The organism is Micromonospora sp. B006, from assembly GCF_003408515.1.
Taxonomy (GTDB): Bacteria; Actinomycetota; Actinomycetes; order Mycobacteriales; family Micromonosporaceae; genus Micromonospora; species Micromonospora echinospora_A.
On record NZ_CP030865.1, the window covers coordinates 89367 to 110515 of the forward strand.

Sequence of the window (21149 nt, forward strand, 5' to 3'; positions counted from 1 at the left end):
CGTGCTGAGCCCGGGGGTGAAGCTCGGCAACCGCTACCGCCTCGACGAGCGGATCGCCAGCGGTGGCATGGGCGACGTGTGGCGCGGCACCGACCAGGTGCTGGGCCGTACCGTCGCGGTCAAGAGCCTGCTTCCCGCGCTGCTCGACGAGCCGGGCTTCGCCGAGCGGTTCCGGGGCGAGGCGCGGACCATGGCGACCATCAACCACCCGGGCGTGGTCGACGTCTACGACTTCGGCAGCGACCAGCACATCGCGTTCCTGGTGATGGAGTACGTCGAGGGCGACGCGCTCTCGGCCACGCTCAGCCGGGTCGGCCGGCTGACCCCGGCGCGGACCATGGCGCTGCTGGCCCAGGCCGCCGACGCGTTGCACGCGGCGCACGAGAAGGGCATCGTGCACCGCGACGTGAAGCCCGGCAACCTGCTGGTCCGGCCGAACGGCACGCTCGTGCTCACCGACTTCGGCATCGCCCGCTCCGAGCTGGTCGGTCAGCTCACCGCCGCCGGCTCGGTGCTCGGCACCGCCTCGTACATCTCGCCGGAGCAGGCCACCGGCGCGGTGGCCACGCCCGCCTCGGACGTCTACGCGCTCGGCGTGGTCGCGTACCAGTGCCTCGCGGGCCGGCGCCCCTTCGAGGGGGACAACCCGCTCGAAATCGCCATGAAGCACGTACGGGATACGCCCCGGGCGCTTCCGGCCGACATCCCGCCGCAGGTCCGGGCCATCGTGGAGCGGGCCATGGCGAAGGACCCGGCCGCCCGCTGGCCCAGCGCCGCCGCGCTGGCGAGCATCGCCCGGCAGGCCAAGCTCGCGCTCTCCCAGGCGGCCCGTGCCGGCCGTCCCATCTCGGCCGCACCCGCCTCACCGGCCGCGCCCGTCGCACGCGCGCAGGTGCCGACCGCTCCCCGGCCGCAGCCACCGGCCGCCGCCGCGCATCCGCAGCCCCGGCCGCCGGTCTCCCCCGCCCGCCCGCCCGTCTCGCCGGCCCGCCCGCCGGTGACGCCGCGCCCGGCCGTGATCGCCCACCCGGCCCCGATGCCCCGGCCGCCGGTGGCACCGCGTGGCGCGGCCCCCGTGCCGCCGCGACCAGTGCCCCAGCACAACCCCATGCCGTACGCGCGCCCGGCCGCCCCGCCGCCGCCCCGGCGCTCCCGGTCCGGGCTCTGGACGACGGCGATCGTGGTGGCCGTACTGGTCATCCTCTGCTCGGGCGTGATTTCGTTCCTGTACCGGAAATACGGTGCTACCGCATCCGCTCCGGCGAGTGTGAGCGTGACCTCCGGCGCGGTGCGGCCGCACGGAGGCGACTATCCGGTCCGCACGTCGTACCGTCGTGAGGTACGCCTCCTGCCGGCCGACGGCGGTACGACGACGAGCGAAGGACGAGACACGCGATGACAGCGCAGGCCCGCCTGCTCGGTGGCAGGTATCAGGTCGGCGAGCTGCTGGGCTACGGCGGCATGGCCGAGGTGCACCGCGGCCGCGACCTCCGGCTCGGGCGGGATGTCGCGATCAAGATGCTCCGTGCCGATCTGGCCCGGGATGCGACCTTCCAGATGCGGTTCCGCCGCGAGGCACAGAACGCCGCCTCGCTGAACCACCCGGCCATCGTCGCCGTCTACGACACCGGTGAGGAAACCGGCCCGACGGGCGAGACCCTGCCGTTCATCGTCATGGAGTTCGTCAACGGCCGCACGCTCAAGGAGGTCCTCGGCGTCGAGGGGCGGCTTCAGCCGCGTCGGGCGCTGGAGATCTGCGCCGACATGTGCGCGGCGCTGGAGTTCAGCCACCGGCACGGGATCATCCACCGGGACATCAAGCCCGGCAACGTGATGCTCACCCAGACCGGCCAGGTCAAGGTGATGGACTTCGGCATCGCCCGGGCGCTGGCCAGCGGCGCCACCACGATGACGCAGACCAGCGCGGTCATCGGCACCGCGCAGTACCTCTCCCCGGAGCAGGCGCGCGGCGAGGCGGTCGACGCCCGCTCCGACGTCTACGCGGCCGGCTGCGTGCTGTTCGAGCTGCTCTGCGGCCACCCGCCGTTCGTCGGCGACAGCCCGGTCAGCGTCGCGTACCAGCACGTGCGGGAGCAGCCGCCGACGCCGAGCACGATCAACCCGGACGTCAACCCGGCGGTCGACGCCATCGTGCTCAAGGCGCTGTCGAAGAACCCGCTCAACCGCTACCAGAGCGCCGGTGAGATGCGGGCGGACCTGCTCCGCGCCGCCGCCGGCCGGCCGGTGCTCGCCACCCCGGTGATGCCGGCCGAGGAGACCATGCCGATGGGCGCCGCCGCGGGCGGCGGTTACCAGCAGGCGCAGCAGACCCAGATGATGGGCCCGCAGACCCGCTCGCAGCCGGTGGCGCGGGTCGGCGACCCGGGCAAGCGCAAGAGCTCGTCCTGGGTCATCGCCGCGTTCGCCGCGCTCGGCGTGCTCGCGGTGATCGCGCTGGGCACCGCGCTCTGGCTCAACCAGGCCGGCAACGAGAAGGTGTCGGTGCCGCAGCTGGTAGGCCGTTCGCAGGCCGACGCGCAGGCAGCGCTGACCCAGGCCGGGCTGCGGTTCGTCCCCGGCGATCCGGTGCAGAGCACCACCTGCGAGAAGGGCTCAGTGGTCGAGCAGAGCCCGACGTTCGGCCAGCGGGTGGACAAGGACACCGAGGTCACTGTCAAGGTCTGCACCGGCCCGGGCCAGGTGACCGTCCCCACCGGCCTGAAGGGCAGCACCGTGGGTGCTGCGGAGGCGCGTCTGCGCGAGCAGAACCTCATTCCCGTGGTGGAGGAAGTCAACGACAGCGCGCCGAAGGACCAGGTCATCGCCGTGTCGCCCAACGAGGGCAGCCCGGTCGCCGAGGGCAGCAAGGTGACGCTCAAGGTCTCCAAGGGCAACGTCGGCGAGGTGCCGACCGTCATCGGCTACACCGAGGAGCAGGCGACGCAGCGACTCAAGGAGGCCGGCTACGACGTCCGGGTCCGGGAGGGCAACGAGGTCGATCCGTCCCAGGCGGGCAAGGTCAGCAAACAGTCGCCGGCCGGCAAGACGAAGCTGGCCAAGGGCGAGCGGGTGACCATCGAGGTCGACGTGCCGCGGGAGGACGAGGAGCCGACTTCCCCGACGCCGAGCGTCACCCCCAGCACGACGCCGACCACGCCGGGCGGTGGCGGCGGCAACGGCGGCGGCAGTGGCTTCCCGTTCCCGACCATCGGGCCCAGCCGTACCGAACGCTGAGCATCACCTGACCGACGACGCGGCGGCGTCCCCGATCCCGGGGCCGCCGCCGTCGTCGCACCTGCCCTTACCGCCCCACCCTCCCCGTCGATCATGAGGTTGGCGGCGACAAATCGGGCGCGCTCGTACCGCTAACTTCATGATCGCCGGGCCGGGCGGGGCTGGGCCGGGACGGGCGGGCGGCGGGTGAGTGGGTGGGGTTGGGATCAGGCTGTGGCGAAGGCGGCTCGGCGGCGGGCGTCGACCTCGGCGGCCAGCTCCGGGGCACGCTCCAGCGCCGCCGGGAAGCCGCAGGCGGCCAGCCAGTTCGCCAGCATCAGGTGACCGCCCTCGGTCAGCACCGACTCCGGGTGGAACTGCACGCCCTCGATGGGTAGCGTGCGGTGCCGCATCGCCATCACCACGCCGGAGCCGGTCCGGCCGGTGACCTCCAGCTCGTCCGGCAGCGTCTCGGGCAGTACGGCGAGCGAGTGGTAGCGGGTGGCGGTGAACGGGTCGGGCAGGCCGGCGAGGACGCCCACGCCGTCGTGGCGTACCTCGGAGGTCTTGCCGTGCAGCAGTTCCGGCGCACGCGCCACTGTCGCGCCGAACGCCTCGCCGATCGCCTGGTGACCGAGGCAGACGCCGAAGATCGGGAGCTTGCCGGCGTACTCGCGGATGACGTCCAGGCAGATGCCGGCGCGATCCGGGCTGCCCGGACCGGGCGACAGCAGGATGCCGCCGGCGCCGGCGCGCCCCACCTCGGCGACGTCGATCTCGTCGTTGCGCCGTACGTCGCAGTCGGCCCCGAGCTGGCCGAGGTACTGCACGAGGTTGAAGACGAACGAGTCGTAGTTGTCGATCACCAGGACACGCATCGGGGTCACCTGTTCGGGGTGGGGGGCGGGGCGTTGTTCGTCTCGGTGCTGTACGGCAGCTCCTCGTCGCCGGGCAGCCCGGTCGGCTCGGTGAGCCCGCCGTCGCCCGGTACGCCGGAGTCCTGGGTGACCTGCACGTCGTCGAAGGGCAGCAGCGGCTCGGCCCACGGGAAGACCACGAACCAGAGCAGCGCGACGGTGGCGGTGGCCAGCAGCAGCGAGCCGATCAGCTTCCCGGGCAGCCCGAAGGGGAGTTTCCGCCAGATCCAGGTGTACACGGCTCACGTCTCCAGTTCGGCCGGGCGGCCCGCCGACTTGGCCTGGACGGTGTCCAGCCGGGCGTGAATGATCAGCCGCTGGTAGTTGTCGAACTTCGGGTTGCAGGTGGTGAGCGTGAGCAGCTTCTCGGTGGGCTTCTGGCCAGGCTTGCCCGGCACCGGCGCGACCACCTCGACCTGGGACGGCTTGACGATGCGTTGCTGATAGACGCGGTAGACGAGCCAGTCGGTGCGGGTCTCGACCACTATGGCGTCGCCGGTCTTCAGCTCGTCCAGCCGCCAGAACGTGGAGCGGATCCGGTGGCCCGCCACGGAGAAGTTGCCCACCTCGCCGGGCATGGCGCTGTCCGGGTAGCGGCCCGGGGCGTACCGGATGTCGTTCGGGGTGACCCCCTCGACCACCACCCAGTGCTTGTCGAACTTCGGGATGTAGAGGCCGGCGACCGGCTTTCCGTTGGCCGGGGGCTTCGGTTTCACGGTCGGCCCGGTGGTCGGGGCGACCGTCGGGTCCGCGCCCCACTCCTGGGCGAGCTGGCTGTTCAGATCGCTCTGGTGGGCCTCGACGATGACCGCCTTGCCCCAGATCTCGTAGCCGGCGAAGAGGAGCACCACGAGGCCGAAGGTGATCAGCAGTTCGCCGGTGCCGCGTACGACGGTGCGCAGCCGGGAGCCGGCGGTGGGGCGGGTCAGCTCGGAGTAGACGCTCCGGTAGCCCTCGCCGGTCTGCTCGGGCCGCAACTGCACCACCCGCTCACCGCGCCGGGGGCGGGGCGGCTCGCCCGAGGACTCGTCGCCGCCGTCCGCCGCGTCCGGCGCCGGAGGCACCGCCCCCATCAGCCCGGTGGCGTCCATCCGGGGGTCCGCGGGCGGGCGGGTGACGGGGGGCAGCAGCGCCGTCGCTCCCGGGTCGACCGGCGGTGTCCGGTCCGCGTCGGCCGGGTCGCCGAACCGGGGTACGCCGGGCGGACCGGCCGCCTGCCGTCCCTCGCCCCCCGGTGGCCGGCCGGTGGCCTCCGGCGTACGTCCGCCGTTCTCCCACGGCTGCGGGCCGGTCTGCGGCGGCTGGGCCCCGCGCATACCGCGTTCGGGCGGGAGCGCGCCGCCGGCCGGGCGGGCGGAGTTCTGATGCGCCGCCGGTCCGTACGCGCCCGGCCGCATCTGGCGCTCGTCCCGCACGGGTGGGGCATCGCCGGGTCGCGCCCGGTGCTCACCCGCCGGAGGCGGGACGTCGCCCGGTCGCGCCGTGCGTTCACCGGTCCGGGGCGGCACGTCGACCGGCGTGGCGGGACGCATCCCGGGCCCGCGCCGGGGCGCCGCCGCGTGCTGCGGGCCGGCCGTCGGATGGGCCTGGTTGCCCGGCCAGGGCGGCGGCGGAGCGGACCGTGGCGGGCCGGGCGGTGGTGGGGGGGCGCTCCGTGGCGGGGCGGGCGTCGGTGGGAACGGGCCCCGTCGCGCCGGGGAGGCGTGTGACGGTCCGGCGTCGGGCCAGGGCAGGTCGAGCGGGGGCGGCGACGCCGGGGCAGGGCGCTCGACCTTGGGGAGGAACGCGGTCGGCTCCTCCTGGCGGTCGTGGCCGCGGCGGTCCCGGGGGTCGCCGCCGCTCACCGGGGCACCGTCGCCGACTGCAACGCGGTGGAGTCCTCGAAGGCCGGCACGGTGACTGTGGAGACGCGCTCGACGTAGCCGAGTTGGTAGTGGTCGGCCACTTCCTTGAACACCCGCACTCCCTCAGAGGCGGCGAGCGCCCGCTGGAGTTCCGCGGGGTCGCCGATTGCCACGATCTTGAAAGGAGGGGAGTACACCCGGCCGTGCAGCAGCAGGGTGTTACCGACGCAGCGTACCGCGCTGGTGCTGAGCACGCGCACGTTCATGATTGACATGGCCTCCGCGCCGCCGGCCCAGAGCGCGTTGACCACCGCCTGGACGTCGCCCTGGTGCACGACCAGGTCGTCGTTGCTGGCGCCCTTGGGCAACGGCTGGTCGGGCCGGCGGTCGGCGTCGTTCAGCTCGACCGTCACGCCGCTGCCGGTGAGCGCGGTGAACCCGGCGGCCTGCCGGCTCGCGGCGGCCCGGTCCCGCTCGGTCTTGATCGGCCCGTCGGCGCCGGCCAGCGCGGCGGTCTGTTCCTCCACCTCGGTGCGGAGCCGGGCGGCCTTTGCCTCGCTCGCCGCGACCTCCTCCCGGCGGTCCTCGATCAGCTGGGTGAGCTGGGGACGACGGTCCTCGCGCAGCGACGTGCCGCCCGCGGTGGTGGCGGTGGTGGTGAAGAGCAGCCCGGCCGCGGCGGCGATCAGGGGTACGCCGATCGACCAGCCCGGACGGCGCTGGCGGGCGCGCCGGGGCAGCAGGGCGGCTGCCGCGCGGCGGAGGACCTTCTGCCAGGAGGCGGCGCCGGACGTGTACTCCACCGGGCGTTCCCTTTCCCGTCGTCTCGTTCCGGCTCGCGCCGATGCGAACCGACCTGATCGACCCGGAAAGTCCGCTCTTTCCGGTTACTGAGTGCACCGGCCTGGCCCCATTCGTGGCCTGGACGGTCCGTCGGGACTACGCTAGCTGTCGAACATTATTGGCCATGGACCGTCGCCCTCGCGCCCGGTTGTCAGGCCGGACGAGGTCGTACCCCCCTCTGGAGAGCGTCGTGCCCAAGTCTCAGGTCCGCAAGAAGAAGGTGTACACCCCGCCCACGGACGTTCGTCCGACGGCGACGGCGTCGACGCGCAAGCCTAGCCCGGTCTGGTTGCCGGCCACGGCGGTCGCGCTGATCGTGGTGGGCATCGGCTGGCTGGTGCTCTACTACCTGTCCGAGCAGGCCTACCCGGTCGCCACCTGGGGTTACTGGAACCTCGCTGTCGGCTTCGGCGCGATGGTCTCCTCGCTGATCCTGCTCTCCCGCTGGCGGTGAGCCGGCCGCCCGTCCACCCGGCGTAGGTCACGCCACGCCGCCCCTGCCAGGCGCTTCGTCGCCGCTGCACCTAAGGTGTGCGCAGGGCGGCGTGGCCTGGTGCGAGAAGACTCACGTTACTGCTGGGTAACCTTGCGCGTAGGCTGCACGGACAAGCAGCAGACCGGGAGGCCAACTCGATGGGCAGCGTCCAGATCGTCACCACGATCCTCGCGGCCGCCATCACCGCTGTCGCGGTGTGGCTTGCGGTGCGCGCGGTCATGAAGATGACCGCCGTCATCCGGCTCGGCCAGCCCGCGCCGGAGCGCTTCGGCGACAAGGGCGCGCGTACGAAGAAGATGCTGGTGGAGACCGCAGGGCACACCCGCATGCTGAAGTGGAGCGTGGTCGGCGCCGCCCACTGGTTCGTGATGGTCGGCTTCATCGTGCTGTCGCTGCTGGTGCTGGAGGCCTACTTCGAGGTGGTCTCGACCGGTGGCGGGCTGCCGATCATCGGGCACTGGACGATCTTCGGTCTGGTCACCGAGTGGATCGGCATCCTCGGCCTGGCCGGCATCCTGGTGCTGATGGCGATCCGCCTGCGCAACCGTCCCGGTCGCGCGGAGAACCGGTCCCGGTTCACCGGTTCGAGCATGTGGCAGGGCTACTTCGTCGAGTGGGTCGTCCTGCTGGTCCTGATCTTCGGGTTCGTGATCCGGGGCTTCAAGGTCGCCACCGACCACTTCGAGTACCCGGTCTGGGCCGCCCCGCTCAGCCACGCGATCGGCTCGGTGCTCCCGAACTGGGAGGCCGGCGTCAGCGTGGCCGCCCTCATCAAGATCTGCATCTCGATGACCTGGCTCATCGTGATCTCGCTGAACGTCACCATGGGCGTGGCCTGGCACCGCTTCCTGGCCTTCCCGAACATCTTCTTCAAGCGCGACCCGGAGAAGCCGGCCGGCTCCGGTCTCGGCCCGCTGCGCCCGATGACCAGCGAGGGCAAGCCGCTCGACTTCGAGGAGGCCGACCCGGAGAAGGACCAGTTCGGTGTCGCCCAGGTCGAGCAGTTCAGCTGGAAGGGCCTGCTCGACTTCAGCACCTGCACCGAGTGCGGCCGCTGCCAGTCACAGTGCCCCGCCTGGAACACCGGCAAGCCGCTGTCGCCGAAGCTGCTGGTGCTGAGCCTGCGCGACCACGCGTACGCCAAGGCGCCGTACCTGCTGGCCGGTGGCGGCAAGGACCTCACCGGTGAGGAGAAGGCGACGCAGGAGCAGCTGGCCGGCGTCGACGTGCTCGCCATGGCCGAGGCCGACCGGCCGCTGATCGGCACCGCCGAGGAGGGCGGCGTCATCGACCCGGACGTGCTCTGGTCCTGCACCACCTGCGGCGCGTGCGTCGAGCAGTGCCCGGTGGACATCGAGCACGTGGACCACATCGTCGACATGCGCCGCTACCAGGTGCTGATCGAGTCGAGCTTCCCGTCCGAGGCCGGCGTCATGCTCCGCAACCTGGAGAACAAGGGCAACCCGTGGGGCGCCCCGCAGAACACCCGCGAGGACTGGACCAAGGGCCTCGGGTTCGAGGTGCCGCGGGTCGGCGAGGTCGACGACTTCGAGTACCTGTTCTGGGTCGGCTGCGCCGGCGCGTTCGAGGACCGGGCCAAGAAGACCACCCGCGCGGTCGCCACGCTGCTCAACGAGGCCGGCGTCAAGTTCGCCATCCTCGGCGAGGGCGAGACCTGCTCCGGTGACCCGGCCCGCCGCATCGGCAACGAGTTCGTCTACCAGATGCTCGCCCAGCAGAACGTCGAGACGCTGAACGAGGCGTTCGAGGGCCGGGAGAAGAGCAAGCGGAAGATCGTCGCCACCTGTCCGCACTGCTTCAACACGCTCGGCAACGAGTACGGCCAGCTCGGCGGCGAGTTCGAGGTCGTGCACCACACCCAGTTGCTGGCCCACCTGGTCAGCGCCGGCAAGCTCACCCCGGTGCAGCCGGTGGACGGCGGCGTCACCTACCACGACCCGTGCTACCTGGGCCGCCACAACCGGATCTTCGCCGCCCCGCGTGAGGTGCTCGGCAGTGCCATCGGAGATGGCCGCGGTGGCGCAGCCTCGGATTCCGGTGCAGGCCGCGACAGCGGCCTCGTCGAGATGCCGCGCAACAGCGAGCGCTCCTTCTGCTGCGGCGCCGGCGGCGCCCGGATGTGGATGGAGGAGAAGATCGGCAAGCGGATCAACGTGGACCGGGTCGAGGAGGCCATGTCCACCGGGGCGAAGACCATCGCGGTCGGCTGCCCGTTCTGCTCGACGATGCTGAACGACGGCGTGAACGGCAAGGGCGCGGGCGAGCAGGTCGAGGTGGTCGACGTGGCCAGCGTGCTGCTGCGCTCGGTCAAGCCGGAGGCCCCGGCCGGTGAGCCGGAGGTCGCGTCGAGCGCGAGCTGAGGCGTACCCCGGCAGAAGTCGGACCACGACGGCGGCGGCACCCGTGCCGTGCCGCCGCCGTCGCGTTCAGCTGGTCGTGGTGGTCATGATGGCGGCGCTCGTCCCGGCCGTCATCGCGACCAGCAGCGCGGCCTGCATCTCCTCGATCGCCTTCTTGACGGCGGCCGACGCCCAGTCACCCGCCGCGATCTCGTCCATCCGGGCCTTGACCCGCTCCTTCGGCAGCTCGCGGAAGACCTTGCGGTCCAGGCCGACCGCGCGGGTCAGCGTGAGCAGCGCGGCGGTCCGGGCGTCGACCGGGCCGTCGGTGGTGAGCGCCGCCGCCATCCGCTCCCGGGCCGCCGTCTCCACCGCCGGCTCCGCTCCGGTCGGCGAGGGATAGCGGGTACGTGGGAAGACCAGCAGCACCCGGTCCGACTCCCGGCGCAGCACCCCCGCGGCCACCAGCCCGTCGAGCACCCGCTCCGGCAGGCCCCGGGCCAGCTTGCCGATCCAGTCCTTCGGCTTGCGTGGGCGGCCGGAGCCGACAGTCGCCAGCGCCTCGTCCAGCAGCGGCACGCCGGTCGGCGCGGGATCGGTCACCACGAGCCGCTTGTCCGCCACCTCGACGCGCCGGGCGAGCGCCAGTTCCAGCAGCACCGCCCCGGCGAGGCCGTAGCCGAGGTGCGGACTGCCGAGGCGGTTCGTGCCGCTGTCGTCGTACGCGAGCAGGACCAGTTCGTCGGTGAGCAGCAGACCGTCCATGCGTTCCACGCTACGGGGGGCCCACCACCGGCGCTCGCGTGCCACAATCACGCCCATCGACGGCCTTCTCCTTCTGACGCTGTTGCCTCTGGTCGGTTTCGTGCTGCTGACCGCGGGCAACGCCTTCTTCGTCGCGGCCGAGTTCGCCCTCGTCACTGTGGACCGGGCGGAGATCGACAGGCGCGCCGCAGAGGGGGACGGCCGGGCCGCCACGGTGCGCCGCGCGCTGCGCGAACTGTCCTTCCAGCTCTCCGGCGCGCAACTCGGCATCACCCTCACCGCGTTGCTCACCGGCTACCTCGCCGAGCCCGCGCTGGCCCGGATCTTCGCCCCGCTGCTGCATCCGCTCGGCGGCGCGGAACGCTTCTCCGGCCTGCTCGCGCTGGCCCTGGCCACGCTCATCTCGATGCTCTTCGGCGAGCTGGTGCCGAAGAACCTGGCGCTGGCCCGGCCGATGCCGGCGGCGCTCGCCGCCGCCGCGCCGATGCGCGCGTTCTCCCGCACGTTCGGGTGGCTGATCCGGCTGCTGAACGAGTCCGCCAACCGGCTGGTGCGCCGCCTCGGCGTGGAACCGCAGGAGGAGCTGGCCAGCGCCCGCTCCCCGGAGGAGCTGGGTCTGCTCGCGGCCATCTCGGCGCGGGCCGGCGCGCTGCCGCCGGACACCGCGATGCTGCTGCGGCGCACGATCCGCTTCGGCGACAAGCGGGCCGCCGAGGCGATGACGCCCCGGGTGGACGTCACCGCGCTGCGGGCCACCGCGTCCGTCGCCGACCTGCTGGACCTCTCCCGGCAGACCGGCCGGACCCGGTTCCCGGTCTACGAGGAGACGCTCGACCTGGTCACCGGCGTCGCCGGGGTGCCCGACGCACTGGGCGTCCCGCTGGCCCGCCGGGCCGCCACCTCGGTAGCCGCGGTGGCCCGGGAACCGGTGTACGTGCCGGAGAGCCTCAACCTGAACGGCGTGCTGGCCGCGCTCAAGGCCGCCGGGGCGGACCTGGCGATCGTGGTGGACGAGTACGGCGGCACCGACGGCGTGGTGACAGTGGAGGACCTGGTCGAGGAACTGGTCGGGGAGATCGCCGACGAGTTCGACCCGGACGCGGTCGACGACGCCGGGCCGGTGGAGCTGACCGTGCCGGGCGGCGAGCGGACCGTCCTGGCCGACGGCGTGCTGCGCGCCGACGAACTGGTCGAGCAGACCGGGTTCCGGCTGCCCGACGGGCCGTACGAGACGCTGGGCGGCTTCCTGATGGCGCGGCTGGGCCGCATCCCGGTGCCGGGCGAGACGGTCGACGAGGCCGGGTACGAGTTCACGGTGGTGGAGGTCGACCGGCACCGGATCGAACAGGTGCGGGTGGTGCGCCCCGAGGAGCCCGACGACGGTGCCTGAGCTACTTGTCGCGGTGGTGCTGCTGCTCGGCAACGCGTTCTTCGTGGGCAGCGAGTTCGCGCTGATCGCCTCCCGGCGTACGGTGATCGAGCCGCTGGCGGCGACGTCGAAGCGGGCCCGGTGGGCGCTGGCAGCGATGAACCAGATCCCGCTGATGATCGCCGGGGCGCAACTCGGCATCACGGTCTGCTCCCTCGGCCTCGGCGCGATCGCCGAGCCGGCGCTGGCCCACCTGCTGGAAGGGCCGTTCGCCGCGCTCGGGCTGCCCGCCTCGGCGGTGCACCCGGTGACCTTCGTCATCGCGCTGGCAGTGGTGGTGTTCCTGCACACGGTGGTCGGCGAGATGGTGCCGAAGAACATCACGCTGGCCGGTCCGGAGCCCTCGGCGCTCTGGCTCGGCCCGGCGATGCTGGCGTTCTGCCTGGTCACCAAGCCGCTGCTGCTGGCGATGAAGTGGGCGTCCCGGCAGGTCCTGCGGTGGTGGCGGGTGGAGGCGACCGACGCGGTGAAGACCGTGTTCACGGCCGAGGAACTGGCCGGGCTGGTCTCGCAGGCGCGTACCGAGGGGTTGCTGGACGCCGAGGAACACGCCCGGATCACCGGCGCGCTGGCCCTGCACAGCCGTACGGCGGCGGACGCGCTGCAACCCTGGTCCACGGTCACCACAGTGGCCGAGGACGTCTCCCCGGCGTCGCTGGAGGTGCTGGCGACCCACACCGGCCGGTCCCGCTTCCCGGTGGTGCAGCGGACCACCCGCCGGGTGCTCGGTTTCGTGCACGTGAAGGACGTGCTCGGGTACGCCGGCGCGAGCCGCCGGGCGCCGGTGCCGGCCGATGTCTACCGGCCGCTGGCGGTGGTGCCGCCGGATCGTACGCTCGCCGATCTGCTGCTCGCGATGCGCCGTGAACGCCGCCACATGGTGCTGGTCAGCGACGGACGGCGGCCGATGGGTGTGGTCACGCTCGACGATGTATTGACAGCCATCGTCGGGAGATGAAATGAATACCCTTTGTGTGCAACCGATTGCGGATACGTGATTGAACAAACGGTCGCCTTGATTCCACCGGACGCCTTCCCTAATGTGGGGCACCGACCGCTGTGGGTCGTCTGCCTCGAATCTTCCCTCTCGCGAGGCGCCCGGCGGTCGGTTGCAAAGGAGTCCGTGCCGGTGGCAACCACGCCCCCTCAACGTCACGCCCCGAGCGCTCCACCCGGCCGGCGGGCCGGGTTCCAACGGATGGCACGCCGTCTGGTCACCCTGGTGGCGGCCGCCGCGGTCGGTGCCGGGATGCTGACGGCTCCGGCGCACGCGGCGCCGTCGGTGGACGAGATCGACGCGCAGATCGACAAGCAGTGGGAGCAGCTCGAACCCACCATCGAGCAGTTCAACAAGGTCCGCTCGCAGCTTCGCGCCAACCAGAAGAAGTCCAAGGCGCTGAAGGACAAGATGGTGCCGCTGGAGCTGGCCTCCACGCTCGCCATGAACAAGGTCGGCGACATCGCGGCCCGCTACTACATCCAGGGCCCGTCGCAGGAGCTGGGCGCGCTGCTGGTGAGCACCAAGCCGGGCACGCTGGCCGAGCAGCTGGTCATGCTGGACCGGATCGCCGACGACCAGCGCCGCCAGATCGCCGGTGTGCTCAAGGTGCGGGACGAGTACAACAGGCAGAAGGAGAAGCTCGACGCGCTGATCGAGCTGGAGACCAAGCAGCAGAACGATCTCGCGGCGAAGAAGAAGCAGATCGACTCGGAGATCAAGCGGCTCACCGCCATGCTGCCGGTGACCTCGATCCGCCCGGCCGGCTGCCCGAAGATCGACGGCGTGGTGAGCAGCGCCGCGCGGACCGCGATCGCGACGGCGTGCGCCCAGGTCGGCGACCCGTACGTGTGGGGCGCCACCGGCCCGAACTCGTTCGACTGCTCCGGCCTCACGCAGTACGCGTACAAGGCGGCGGGCATCTCGCTCACCCACTTCACCGGCGCGCAGTGGAACGAGGGCCGCAAGGTGTCCCGCTCCGAGGCGCGCCCCGGTGACCTGGTGTTCTTCGGCTCCGATCTGCATCACGTCGGGCTCTATCTCGGCAACGGGGTGATGGTGCACGCGCCCCGGACAGGCAAACCGGTCCAGGTGTCGAGCATCAACACCCAGCCGCTCGCCGGCTTCGTCCGGGTCACCTGACCTCGGTCACACGAAAAGGCCCCCGGTCCCTGCGGACCGGGGGCCTTCGCGTTCTGGTGGAGAGGTCAGCGCGGCGCGCCGACCGGGGACGGCAGGATCAGCACGTCGTCCAGGTTCACGAACATGATCCGGTGGCCGAACTGGACCTGCACGTAGCGGTTCTCGCCGCGTACCACGGTCCGGTCACCCGGGGCGGAACCGTCGAACGAGACCGCCCGGTAGTACTCGCCGGGCAGCACCCCGCCCACCGCGTACCGCTGGCCGGCGGCGAACGTGTACTGCAGCGGCGAGATGGTCTGGTACGGGATGGTGTCCGGGTAGGCGGCCTGCTCCGGGTAGGCGCGGCCGTACACCGGGATGGTGGCCTTGCCGGGCCGCGGGGTCACCACGAAGCCGGTGGCCCACTTGGCGGTGGGCGCGGAGGCCGGGTTGAGGAACCACGCCTTCTGGCCGAGGTACCAGATCGCGGTCCAGTCGCCCTGCCGGCCGGCGAGCGCGTACGTCTGGCCGGCGGAGGCGCGGGCGCCGTGGTCGGAGATGTACATCGTGTCCGGCGTGCCGTCCGGGCGCAGCCCGAGGTCGTTGACGAGCGGGGCGTCCAGGCTCGGCGCGGTCCGCAGGACCACCGCCGAGGAACCGCGCGACGGGCACGGCTCGGCCGGCGGCCGGGGCGTCGGGACGCCGGGCGGCTGCTGGTTGCAGCCGGTGAACGCGGGCCGGTTGGTGGCGAAGTCCGGGTCGATGGTGACCAGGCCGGTCTTCGCCGTGCCGGTGCCGCGGAACGGTGCCTTCATCAGGTCGTAGTAGTGCGACCAGTCCCAGTAGGGCCCCGGGTCCCAGTGCATGCCGCCCACGTTGGCGGCGGTGATGCCGGGCACGTTGTCGTGGCCGATGATGTGGTGCCGGTCCATCGGGATGCCGAACTTCAGCGCCAGGTGGCGGACCAGCTTGGCGGAGGTGCGGTACATCGCCTCGGTGTACCAGGTGCCCTGGCCGGCGAAGCCCTCGTGCTCCAGGCCGATGGACTTGGCGTTGACGTACCAGTTGCCGGCGTGCCAGCCGACGTCCTTGGTCTTGATGTGCTGGGCGATGTAGCCGTCCACCGAGCGCAGCGTGTAGTGCCAGCCCAGGTAGTCGGCCCGCTTCACCAGGTCGACGCTCGGGCCGAAGTAGCCCTCGGTGTCGTGGATGACGATGTACTCGATCTTCTGCTGCTTCGGCCGGTCGCCCAGGTCGTGGTTGCCGTAGTCGCCCGGGTCGTCGCTGAGCTGCTCGTAGGGGGCGGGAATCCACTCGCAGGCCAGCCGGACCGGGCACTCCAGCCCGTCCGGCCGCTCGGCGTTGCGCAGGCCGAGCCGGGCCAGCCGGGAACGGTCCGGCTTCGCGGCGGTGGCGGCGAGCGTGACCCGCTGGCCGTCGTCGGTGGTCCGGGTGGCGCCCTGGCCGAGCTGGTCGTAGACCTCGTCGGCGAAGGCCGCCGCCGCGTCGGCGGTGTCCGCGCCGGAGTACCGGGCCACCGCGGCGTACCAGGCCGCCGGGTCGGTGCCGGCGCCGACCGGCCCGCCCAGTGCCTTCTGGTACGACGCCAGCAGCGCCGCGCCACCGCGGATGTTCGCGGCCGGGTCGGTGCGCAGCGTGCCCGCGTCGAGTCCGGTGAGCGCGGCGGCGGCGTCGAGCGTCTGGAGCGAGGCGCTCGGCAACGGGGTCTCCCGCGTCGGCGCGGCGGCCGTGGCCGGGTCGAGCTTGAGCGGGCGGGCGTCGTCGCCGCGCGGGTCCTCGTCCTCGTCGACGTGGGCGCTGCCCGGCATGGCGAGGATGTGCGCGGCGTCGGTCAGGTGCATCGGGCCGTAGCCGCCGCTGGTGCTGGGCTGCCCGGTGTGGGTGTCCCAGCGGGACTCCAGATAGGAGACGCCGAGCAGCACGTTCTGCGGTACGCCGTACTCTGCCGCGGCGGCGGCGTATTGTTGTTGCCGGTCGCTCGCGGGCGTGGACGTGTCCGGCGCGGCGGTCACGGGGCCGGTCGTCGCCAGCACGGTGGCTGTGGCCACGGCGGCGGCGAGCAGTATCCGTCTGCCCGACGGCAGGGCGGAGAGATGCATCGAACCTCCTGGACAGGGATGGGGGTCACTGCATTCCCACCCTCACTCCGCACACCCGTGATGGTCAATACCTTTCCAGTGAGTAATCAGCAGTGAAAGAAAATTTCACCTCCGCGCGGAGTGGGGCATCGCATCGCGTACGGAGTGTCACGGCGCTGGAAGTTGCGGATCGATAACGGTGGTCCCTACTCTGGTGAATCGTCGGCCGCACGTCTCACCGTCCAACCCGGTCGGTGACGGTTCGACACCGCCGAGTCGCCTCCGGGCGAGCCGGGGAACCAGGTACCTGGGGTGAATCCGCAGCGCTGCTGCGGTAGGGCGGCTCCCTTCCCGCCCGAATCCGTCAGCTAACCCGGTAGGCGGTACGGAAGAAGGAGTACGGACGCCCGGTGGCACTCCATGCCCCGCGGCCGTCGTCGGGCCGGTCCACCGACCGGTCCAGCCTCGCGCCGCGTTCCCGCTGGTCCCGCTTCACCACAGCCCTCGCCGCGCTGGTCGGCACCGCCGTCGTTCTGACCGGCGGCGCCACGGCGGCACACGCCGAACCCTCGGTCGCCGAGATCGAGGCCCAGATCGACCGCGACTGGAACAAGCTCGAACCGGTCATCGAACAGGTGAACGCCGTACGCGAGCAGCTCGCCGCGCGGCGCAAGCAGGCCGACGCGCTCGGCCGCCAGATCGCACCCCTCCAGGCCCGGGTGGACGCCGCCCTCGGCCAGGTCGGCGGCCTCGCCGCCGACGCCTACAAGGGCGACAATCTCTCCACAGTCAACGTGCTGCTCGGCAGCCGCTCGCCCGGTGACCTGGTCAACGGCCTGGAACTGCTCGACCGCTTCGCGCACCGGCAGCACGAGCAGGTGCGTTCCGTCGCCGCGCTGCGCGACGAGCTGGCGGCGAAGAAGAAGCCGCTGGACGAGATGATCGCCGGGCTGGCGCGCACCGAGGCCCAGCTCGCGGCGAAGAAGAAGCAGATCGACGCCGAGATCGCCAAGCTGCAGAAGCTGCGGCTCAAGGTGTACGGCAAGGGTGGCGGCGGCCCGCTGCGCCCGGCGCCCTGCCCGGCCGGCTACCCCGGCGGCCCGGCCGGAGCGGCGGTGAAGTTCGCCTGCGCCCAGATCGGCAAGATCTACGTCTGGGGCGCCGCCGGCCCGGACCACTTCGACTGCTCGGGCCTCACCCTGGCGGCCTGGGCCAAGGGCGGAGTCTCGCTGCCGCACAACGCGCGCCAGCAGCACGCCGTGACGAAACGGATCAGCCGCGCCGACCTGCGCGCCGGTGACCTCGTCTTCTACTACAGCGACCTGCACCACGTGGCGATGTACGTGGGCGACGGCTGGGTGGTGCACGCCTCCCAGTCCGGCAAGCCCATCACGATGAAGCGGGTCGACGACGGCGACATCAACAGCTACGGCCGCGTGTAAGGAAGGGTCCCCTCTTAACGCCTCCGGTAGAGGAGGGGGCCCCTATTAACAACTGCGGTCGGCGTCAGCGCGTCGGCCAGGTGCGCCAGCTCTGCCAGGACCGGCTCGGCGTCGGGCCGCGCTGCCCCTGGTAACGCGAGCCGTAGACGGCCGAGCCGTACGGGTGCTCGGCCGGCGAGGAGAGCCGGAAGATGCAGAGCTGGCCGATCTTCATGCCGGGCCAGAGCGTGATCGGCAGGTTCGCCACGTTCGACAGCTCCAGCGTGACGTGACCGGAGAAGCCCGGGTCGATGAAGCCGGCGGTCGAGTGGGTCAGTAGACCCAGCCGGCCCAGGCTCGACTTGCCCTCCAGCCGGCCGGCGAGCTGGTCGCCCAGCGAGATCACCTCGAGCGTGGAGGCGAGCACGAACTCGCCCGGGTGCAGCACGAACGGCTGCCCCTCCGGCACCTCCACCATCGAGGTCAGGTCGTCCTGCTGTACCGACGGATCGATGTGTGTGTAGAGATGGTTGTTGAACACCCGGAACAGCCGGTCCAGGCGTACGTCGATGCTCGACGGCTGCACCAACGTGGGCTCGAAGGGCTCCAGCGCAAGCGTGCCGGCCTTGATCTCGGAGACCAGGTCGCGGTCGGAGAGCAGCATCGGAACACCATAGCGACCGGTATGGGTGACCTGCGTGTCGCACTACATCTTCGTACACGTGTTCGATAGGATGTCCGCATGGCTTCCTGGTCCGAATTCGCCGCCGACGAGCCCCGCCTCGCCGACGAGATCCGCCTCCTGATGCAGCAGTACGGGCCGGGCTTCGGCTACCTCGCCACGGTCCGCGCCGACGGCGGCCCCCGCGTCCACCCGGTTTCCCCGGTGATCACCGACGACGGCCTCTGGTGCTTCGTCATCGACTCGCCGAAGCGCCGCGACCTCGAACGCGACGGCCGCTACGCGCTGCACTCGTTCCCGCCGGAGGAGAGCGACGACGAGGCGTACATCGCGGGGCGCGCGCGGCCGGTGACCGACCCGGCCACAGTGGCCCACCTGGCCCGGATCGCGCGGGCGTCGCCGCAGGGTGACTGGCGGCTGTTCGAGTTCACTGTCGAGGCGGCGATGCTGACCCGGCGCGACCCGGTGGCCCAGCCCGGCGCCGCCCCGCCGCAGGTGCGGGTGTGGCTCGACCCGCTCGGTGCCGAACCGGCCCGGCGTGAGCCGGTAGCCGCCGAGGGCCGGCGCGGGCGGCACGGCTTCGACACCCGCCGCCCGGCCGCCTGACCAGAGCCCCGAAACGAGCGGTGCCGGCCCGTCCGAGGACAGGGCCGGCACCGGTACGTGGTGCGAGAAGGTCAGGCTGCGCGGTAGGCGTTCCACGCGGTGAGCATGCGGCTCGCCTGTCCGGCGGTGAACTGGTACATGCAGGAGTCGTACGTGTAGTCCATGAAGTTGGTGATCGGGTCCTTGCCGGTGGCCGAGCAGGTGTCACGGCCGGTAGGGCACTGGTACGCCGGGGACGCCTCGGCCGGGGTGTCGGAGACGCTGTCACCGGAGCCGGAGCAGCCGCCCTGGAAGGTGTGGTAGAGGTTCAGCCAGTGGCCGACCTCGTGCGTGCCGGTGTCGCCCTGGTTGTAGTTGGTCGACGTGCCGCCGGGCAGCGACTCGCTGAGCACCACCACGCCGTCCATCTTGTCCAGCGTCCGCTTCGGGAACGTGGCCCAGCCCAGCAGGCTGTCGCTCAGCTCGCCGAGGTAGATGTTCAGCGTGTTCTTGCCGCCCTCACGCAGCGAGGTCTTCATCGAGCGCTCGGCGGAGGAGCCCTGCACGATCGGGTACCACGACGGGTTCGTCACCCGGTTGATCTTCGTGAGCTGGAACCCGAAGGCGGTGGCGGCGCCGCCGGTCGAGCCCGCGTACGACTGGTTCAGCACGGTGATCTGCTGGTTGATCATCGAGTCCGGGATGTTGCCGCCGGCCCGGGTGCTGTTCTCCTGGATGACGTGCACGACGACCGGGATCGTCACGGTGGCCAGCGGGGTGACGGCGCCGGCCCGGAAGTTGGCCCGCTCGCGCTGCGCCGCGGCGAGGTCGGCTTCCCGGTCCTGGACCTGCCTGGCGGTCAGGTGGTTGGGGTCGAGCTTGGCGTTGCCGCCCTTCGCGACGCGGGCGTTCGAGTGCTCGTCGGCGTGGGCGTCAGCAGGCTCGGCGCAGACGCCGGCCGGGGCGGCCGAGAAGGCCGAAGCAGCGGGGACGACGCCGACGGCGGCGGTGCTGAGCAGCAGCGCGAGGGTCGACGTCGCGACACCGGCGGTACGCCGGGTCAGCAGGTTGGGACGCAGTCCCATGGGCCCACCTCTTTCTGACGGCGTGCCAGGGGGTGTGTCACGCCGGTGCGGAAACGTGGGGCAGACGTTACATCTCATCGATGCATTTGAGAACGCCCATATGTTGCCGACGTGCAACTTCGCGCTCGGCGACCTCGGCGCGTGCTTGATCCACTCCAGTTCGGGGAGGTGGCGGGGTCAACCGCCCGCCGATGCCGCCACCTCGGCGAGGTGGCGCGCGTACCTGACTGCACGGGGGTGGTGACCTTCAGGTAGAGTGGTGCCGCCTGCGGGTGTAGTTCAATGGCAGAACATCAGCTTCCCAAGCTGACAGTGCGGGTTCGATTCCCGTCACCCGCTCCAGCGTGAGGCCCCAGCTCAGGACAGGTTTCCTGGCTGGGGCCTCAGTCGTTACTGCCGCTTCTTGTTGTGGCCGTGCCCGCTACCCCAGTGCTGCTGCAAGGTCGGCGGCGTTGTCGAACGCGGGTGCCGCCCTTTCGGATTCGTCTTCCGTGAGCGTGACGGACTGGGCGCGGGCCAGCATCTCGGCCGCAGTCTTCGGATCGTGCAGCACCATCGCGAGTTCGGCGCGGTAGACCAGGACCTCTACCTGCTCGACCGGGTCGTCGTCGGCTTGCGGGCGGGCCAAGGCGCTGTCGAGGATCCGAACGGCCTGTCCGACGCTTCCCCTCGAATCGGCCTGCACGACAGCATTCGCCAGAGCCTTGGCCAGCCGCCCGGCAGGCGTGGTGGCCGGCAAGGGCGCGGTGGCGGCGTGCCGAAAGACGCGGATCCAGTTGCCGCCCGGGTCGATGACGCTGAACCCGCCCAACCCGTCGGCGTTCTTCCGCGCCCTGGGCCGGGTCATCCGCGGCGTTCCGGACACCAGTACCTTGCCGTACGCGGCGCGCATGCCGGCTGCGAATGCCCGGTGTAGTCCCTCGATGTCCGCGGTGAGTACGAGACAGGAGCCATAGGACTGCTCCGGGTCGAACCCGGGGATCTCGAAGAACTGCAGATTGAGGTCTTCCCGTTGCACCCCCACACACGCGTTGGGCTGGCGTTGCTTGTACGTGGTCCGGAAACCGAGGACTCCGTAGAAGGTTTCGATGTCGTCAATGGATGCGCACGGAAGCAGGGGAACGGTCACCTCGTTGGTCATGCGTCCTTCCTAAGCGCCGCAGGGTGTCCGTCGCACATGGAAATGGCCGATCATCGCCTTCGGTTGTCCGATCGGCTGATGACCCGGAGCGCAACGTGGCCCAGCCGGACCATCGGCGGTGCCTTCCTGCCTGCCACATGTCTCGCCAGG

18 protein-coding genes, 1 tRNA gene and 1 riboswitch are annotated in these 21149 nt (G+C 71.5%); of the genes, 10 read left to right on the plus strand and 9 right to left on the minus strand.

The features are described 5' to 3' along the window. Position 1: 1 nt before the first annotated feature. Together MicB006_RS00445 and pknB are read left to right on the plus strand one after the other, a co-directional pair. Complete coding sequence (locus tag MicB006_RS00445) at positions 2-1399, plus strand: serine/threonine-protein kinase (RefSeq protein ID WP_116503109.1); 1398 nt, start codon at positions 2-4, stop codon at positions 1397-1399. Continuing rightward, the gene (gene pknB, locus MicB006_RS00450; RefSeq protein ID WP_116503111.1) at positions 1396-3234 is read left to right on the plus strand and encodes a Stk1 family PASTA domain-containing Ser/Thr kinase; all 1839 of its coding nucleotides are present in this window, start codon (positions 1396-1398) and stop codon (positions 3232-3234) included. The genes MicB006_RS00445 and pknB overlap by 4 nt, the downstream gene beginning before the upstream one ends. Before the next feature lie 206 nt (positions 3235-3440). Here the strand turns inward: pknB and MicB006_RS00455 are convergent, their stop codons facing one another. From MicB006_RS00455 to MicB006_RS00475, 4 genes are all read right to left on the minus strand, one after another. After that, entirely contained in the window at positions 3441-4091 is a 651-nt protein-coding gene (locus MicB006_RS00455; protein WP_116511033.1) for an aminodeoxychorismate/anthranilate synthase component II, read from the minus strand. Positions 4092-4096: 5 nt separating this feature from the next. Further along, complete coding sequence (locus MicB006_RS00460) at positions 4097-4369, minus strand: hypothetical protein (protein ID WP_116503113.1); 273 nt, start codon at positions 4367-4369, stop codon at positions 4097-4099. Positions 4370-4372: 3 nt separating this feature from the next. Then, positions 4373-5545, minus strand: a complete 1173-nt coding sequence (locus MicB006_RS32155; RefSeq protein WP_370013400.1) for a class E sortase — start codon at positions 5543-5545, stop codon at positions 4373-4375. A gap of 425 nt (positions 5546-5970) precedes the next feature. Then, positions 5971-6777: a DUF881 domain-containing protein gene (locus MicB006_RS00475; protein ID WP_116503117.1), complete on the minus strand. Its 807-nt coding sequence runs from the start codon at positions 6775-6777 to the stop codon at positions 5971-5973. Between the two features lie 230 nt (positions 6778-7007). On the opposite strand from MicB006_RS00475, the gene MicB006_RS00480 reads away from it, so the two are divergent. Both MicB006_RS00480 and MicB006_RS00485 read left to right on the plus strand, forming a co-directional pair. Next, a complete protein-coding gene (locus MicB006_RS00480; protein WP_073826907.1) occupies positions 7008-7271 on the plus strand; it encodes a cell division protein CrgA in 264 nt (87 codons plus the stop codon). Positions 7272-7450: 179 nt separating this feature from the next. Further along, the gene (locus MicB006_RS00485) at positions 7451-9694 is read left to right on the plus strand and encodes a (Fe-S)-binding protein (protein ID WP_116503119.1); all 2244 of its coding nucleotides are present in this window, start codon (positions 7451-7453) and stop codon (positions 9692-9694) included. A 66-nt stretch (positions 9695-9760) separates the two neighbouring features. Here MicB006_RS00485 and MicB006_RS00490 read toward each other — a convergent pair whose 3' ends face one another. Beyond that, positions 9761-10438, minus strand: coding sequence for a GPP34 family phosphoprotein (locus tag MicB006_RS00490; RefSeq protein ID WP_225980595.1), 678 nt, complete (start codon positions 10436-10438; stop codon positions 9761-9763). 82 nt (positions 10439-10520) lie between these two features. Between MicB006_RS00490 and MicB006_RS00495 the strand changes: the two genes are divergently transcribed. From MicB006_RS00495 to MicB006_RS00505, 3 genes are all read left to right on the plus strand, one after another. After that, positions 10521-11828 (plus strand): hemolysin family protein, encoded by a 1308-nt coding sequence (locus tag MicB006_RS00495; RefSeq protein ID WP_116503123.1) that lies wholly within the window; start codon positions 10521-10523, stop codon positions 11826-11828. Continuing rightward, positions 11821-12825: a hemolysin family protein gene (locus tag MicB006_RS00500; protein WP_116503125.1), complete on the plus strand. Its 1005-nt coding sequence runs from the start codon at positions 11821-11823 to the stop codon at positions 12823-12825. Before MicB006_RS00495 ends, MicB006_RS00500 begins: the two co-directional genes overlap by 8 nt. 171 nt (positions 12826-12996) lie before the next feature. After that, positions 12997-14007, plus strand: a complete 1011-nt coding sequence (locus tag MicB006_RS00505) for a C40 family peptidase (protein ID WP_073827086.1) — start codon at positions 12997-12999, stop codon at positions 14005-14007. A 65-nt stretch (positions 14008-14072) separates the two neighbouring features. Here the strand turns inward: MicB006_RS00505 and MicB006_RS00510 are convergent, their stop codons facing one another. Continuing rightward, complete coding sequence (locus MicB006_RS00510) at positions 14073-16106, minus strand: N-acetylmuramoyl-L-alanine amidase (protein WP_116503127.1); 2034 nt, start codon at positions 16104-16106, stop codon at positions 14073-14075. A gap of 238 nt (positions 16107-16344) precedes the next feature. Further along, a riboswitch (cyclic di-AMP (ydaO/yuaA leader) is annotated at positions 16345-16482 on the plus strand. 13 nt (positions 16483-16495) lie between these two features. Here MicB006_RS00510 and MicB006_RS00515 point away from each other — a divergent pair. Beyond that, positions 16496-17527 (plus strand): NlpC/P60 family protein, encoded by a 1032-nt coding sequence (locus MicB006_RS00515; RefSeq protein ID WP_116503129.1) that lies wholly within the window; start codon positions 16496-16498, stop codon positions 17525-17527. 64 nt (positions 17528-17591) lie between these two features. Here the strand turns inward: MicB006_RS00515 and dcd are convergent, their stop codons facing one another. Beyond that, complete coding sequence (dcd, locus tag MicB006_RS00520) at positions 17592-18170, minus strand: dCTP deaminase (protein WP_073826900.1); 579 nt, start codon at positions 18168-18170, stop codon at positions 17592-17594. A gap of 78 nt (positions 18171-18248) precedes the next feature. Between dcd and MicB006_RS00525 the strand changes: the two genes are divergently transcribed. After that, entirely contained in the window at positions 18249-18794 is a 546-nt protein-coding gene (locus MicB006_RS00525; protein ID WP_073826899.1) for a pyridoxamine 5'-phosphate oxidase family protein, read from the plus strand. 71 nt (positions 18795-18865) lie between these two features. Here MicB006_RS00525 and MicB006_RS00530 read toward each other — a convergent pair whose 3' ends face one another. Next, complete coding sequence (locus MicB006_RS00530; RefSeq protein WP_116503131.1) at positions 18866-19858, minus strand: zinc metalloprotease; 993 nt, start codon at positions 19856-19858, stop codon at positions 18866-18868. Between the two features lie 268 nt (positions 19859-20126). Between MicB006_RS00530 and MicB006_RS00535 the strand changes: the two genes are divergently transcribed. Next, positions 20127-20200 (plus strand) — tRNA-Gly (locus MicB006_RS00535). Positions 20201-20279: 79 nt separating this feature from the next. Here MicB006_RS00535 and MicB006_RS00540 read toward each other — a convergent pair. Next, positions 20280-20999, minus strand: coding sequence for a VOC family protein (locus tag MicB006_RS00540; protein WP_116503133.1), 720 nt, complete (start codon positions 20997-20999; stop codon positions 20280-20282). Positions 21000-21149: the final 150 nt, after the last annotated feature.

Bases quoted from the DNA above. Each gene is read 5' to 3' on its own strand.
- pknB (WP_116503111.1), top strand. From the start codon at position 1,396: ATGACAGCGCAGGCCCGCCTGCTCGGTGGCAGGTATCAGGTCGGCGAG.
- MicB006_RS00455 (WP_116511033.1), bottom strand. From the start codon at position 4,091: ATGCGTGTCCTGGTGATCGACAACTACGACTCGTTCGTCTTCAACCTC.
- MicB006_RS00485 (WP_116503119.1), top strand. From the start codon at position 7,451: ATGGGCAGCGTCCAGATCGTCACCACGATCCTCGCGGCCGCCATCACC.
- MicB006_RS00490 (WP_225980595.1), bottom strand. From the start codon at position 10,438: ATGGACGGTCTGCTGCTCACCGACGAACTGGTCCTGCTCGCGTACGAC.
- MicB006_RS00510 (WP_116503127.1), bottom strand. From the start codon at position 16,106: ATGCATCTCTCCGCCCTGCCGTCGGGCAGACGGATACTGCTCGCCGCC.
- dcd (WP_073826900.1), bottom strand. From the start codon at position 18,170: ATGCTGCTCTCCGACCGCGACCTGGTCTCCGAGATCAAGGCCGGCACG.
- MicB006_RS00525 (WP_073826899.1), top strand. From the start codon at position 18,249: ATGGCTTCCTGGTCCGAATTCGCCGCCGACGAGCCCCGCCTCGCCGAC.
- MicB006_RS00530 (WP_116503131.1), bottom strand. From the start codon at position 19,858: ATGGGACTGCGTCCCAACCTGCTGACCCGGCGTACCGCCGGTGTCGCG.
- MicB006_RS00540 (WP_116503133.1), bottom strand. From the start codon at position 20,999: ATGACCAACGAGGTGACCGTTCCCCTGCTTCCGTGCGCATCCATTGAC.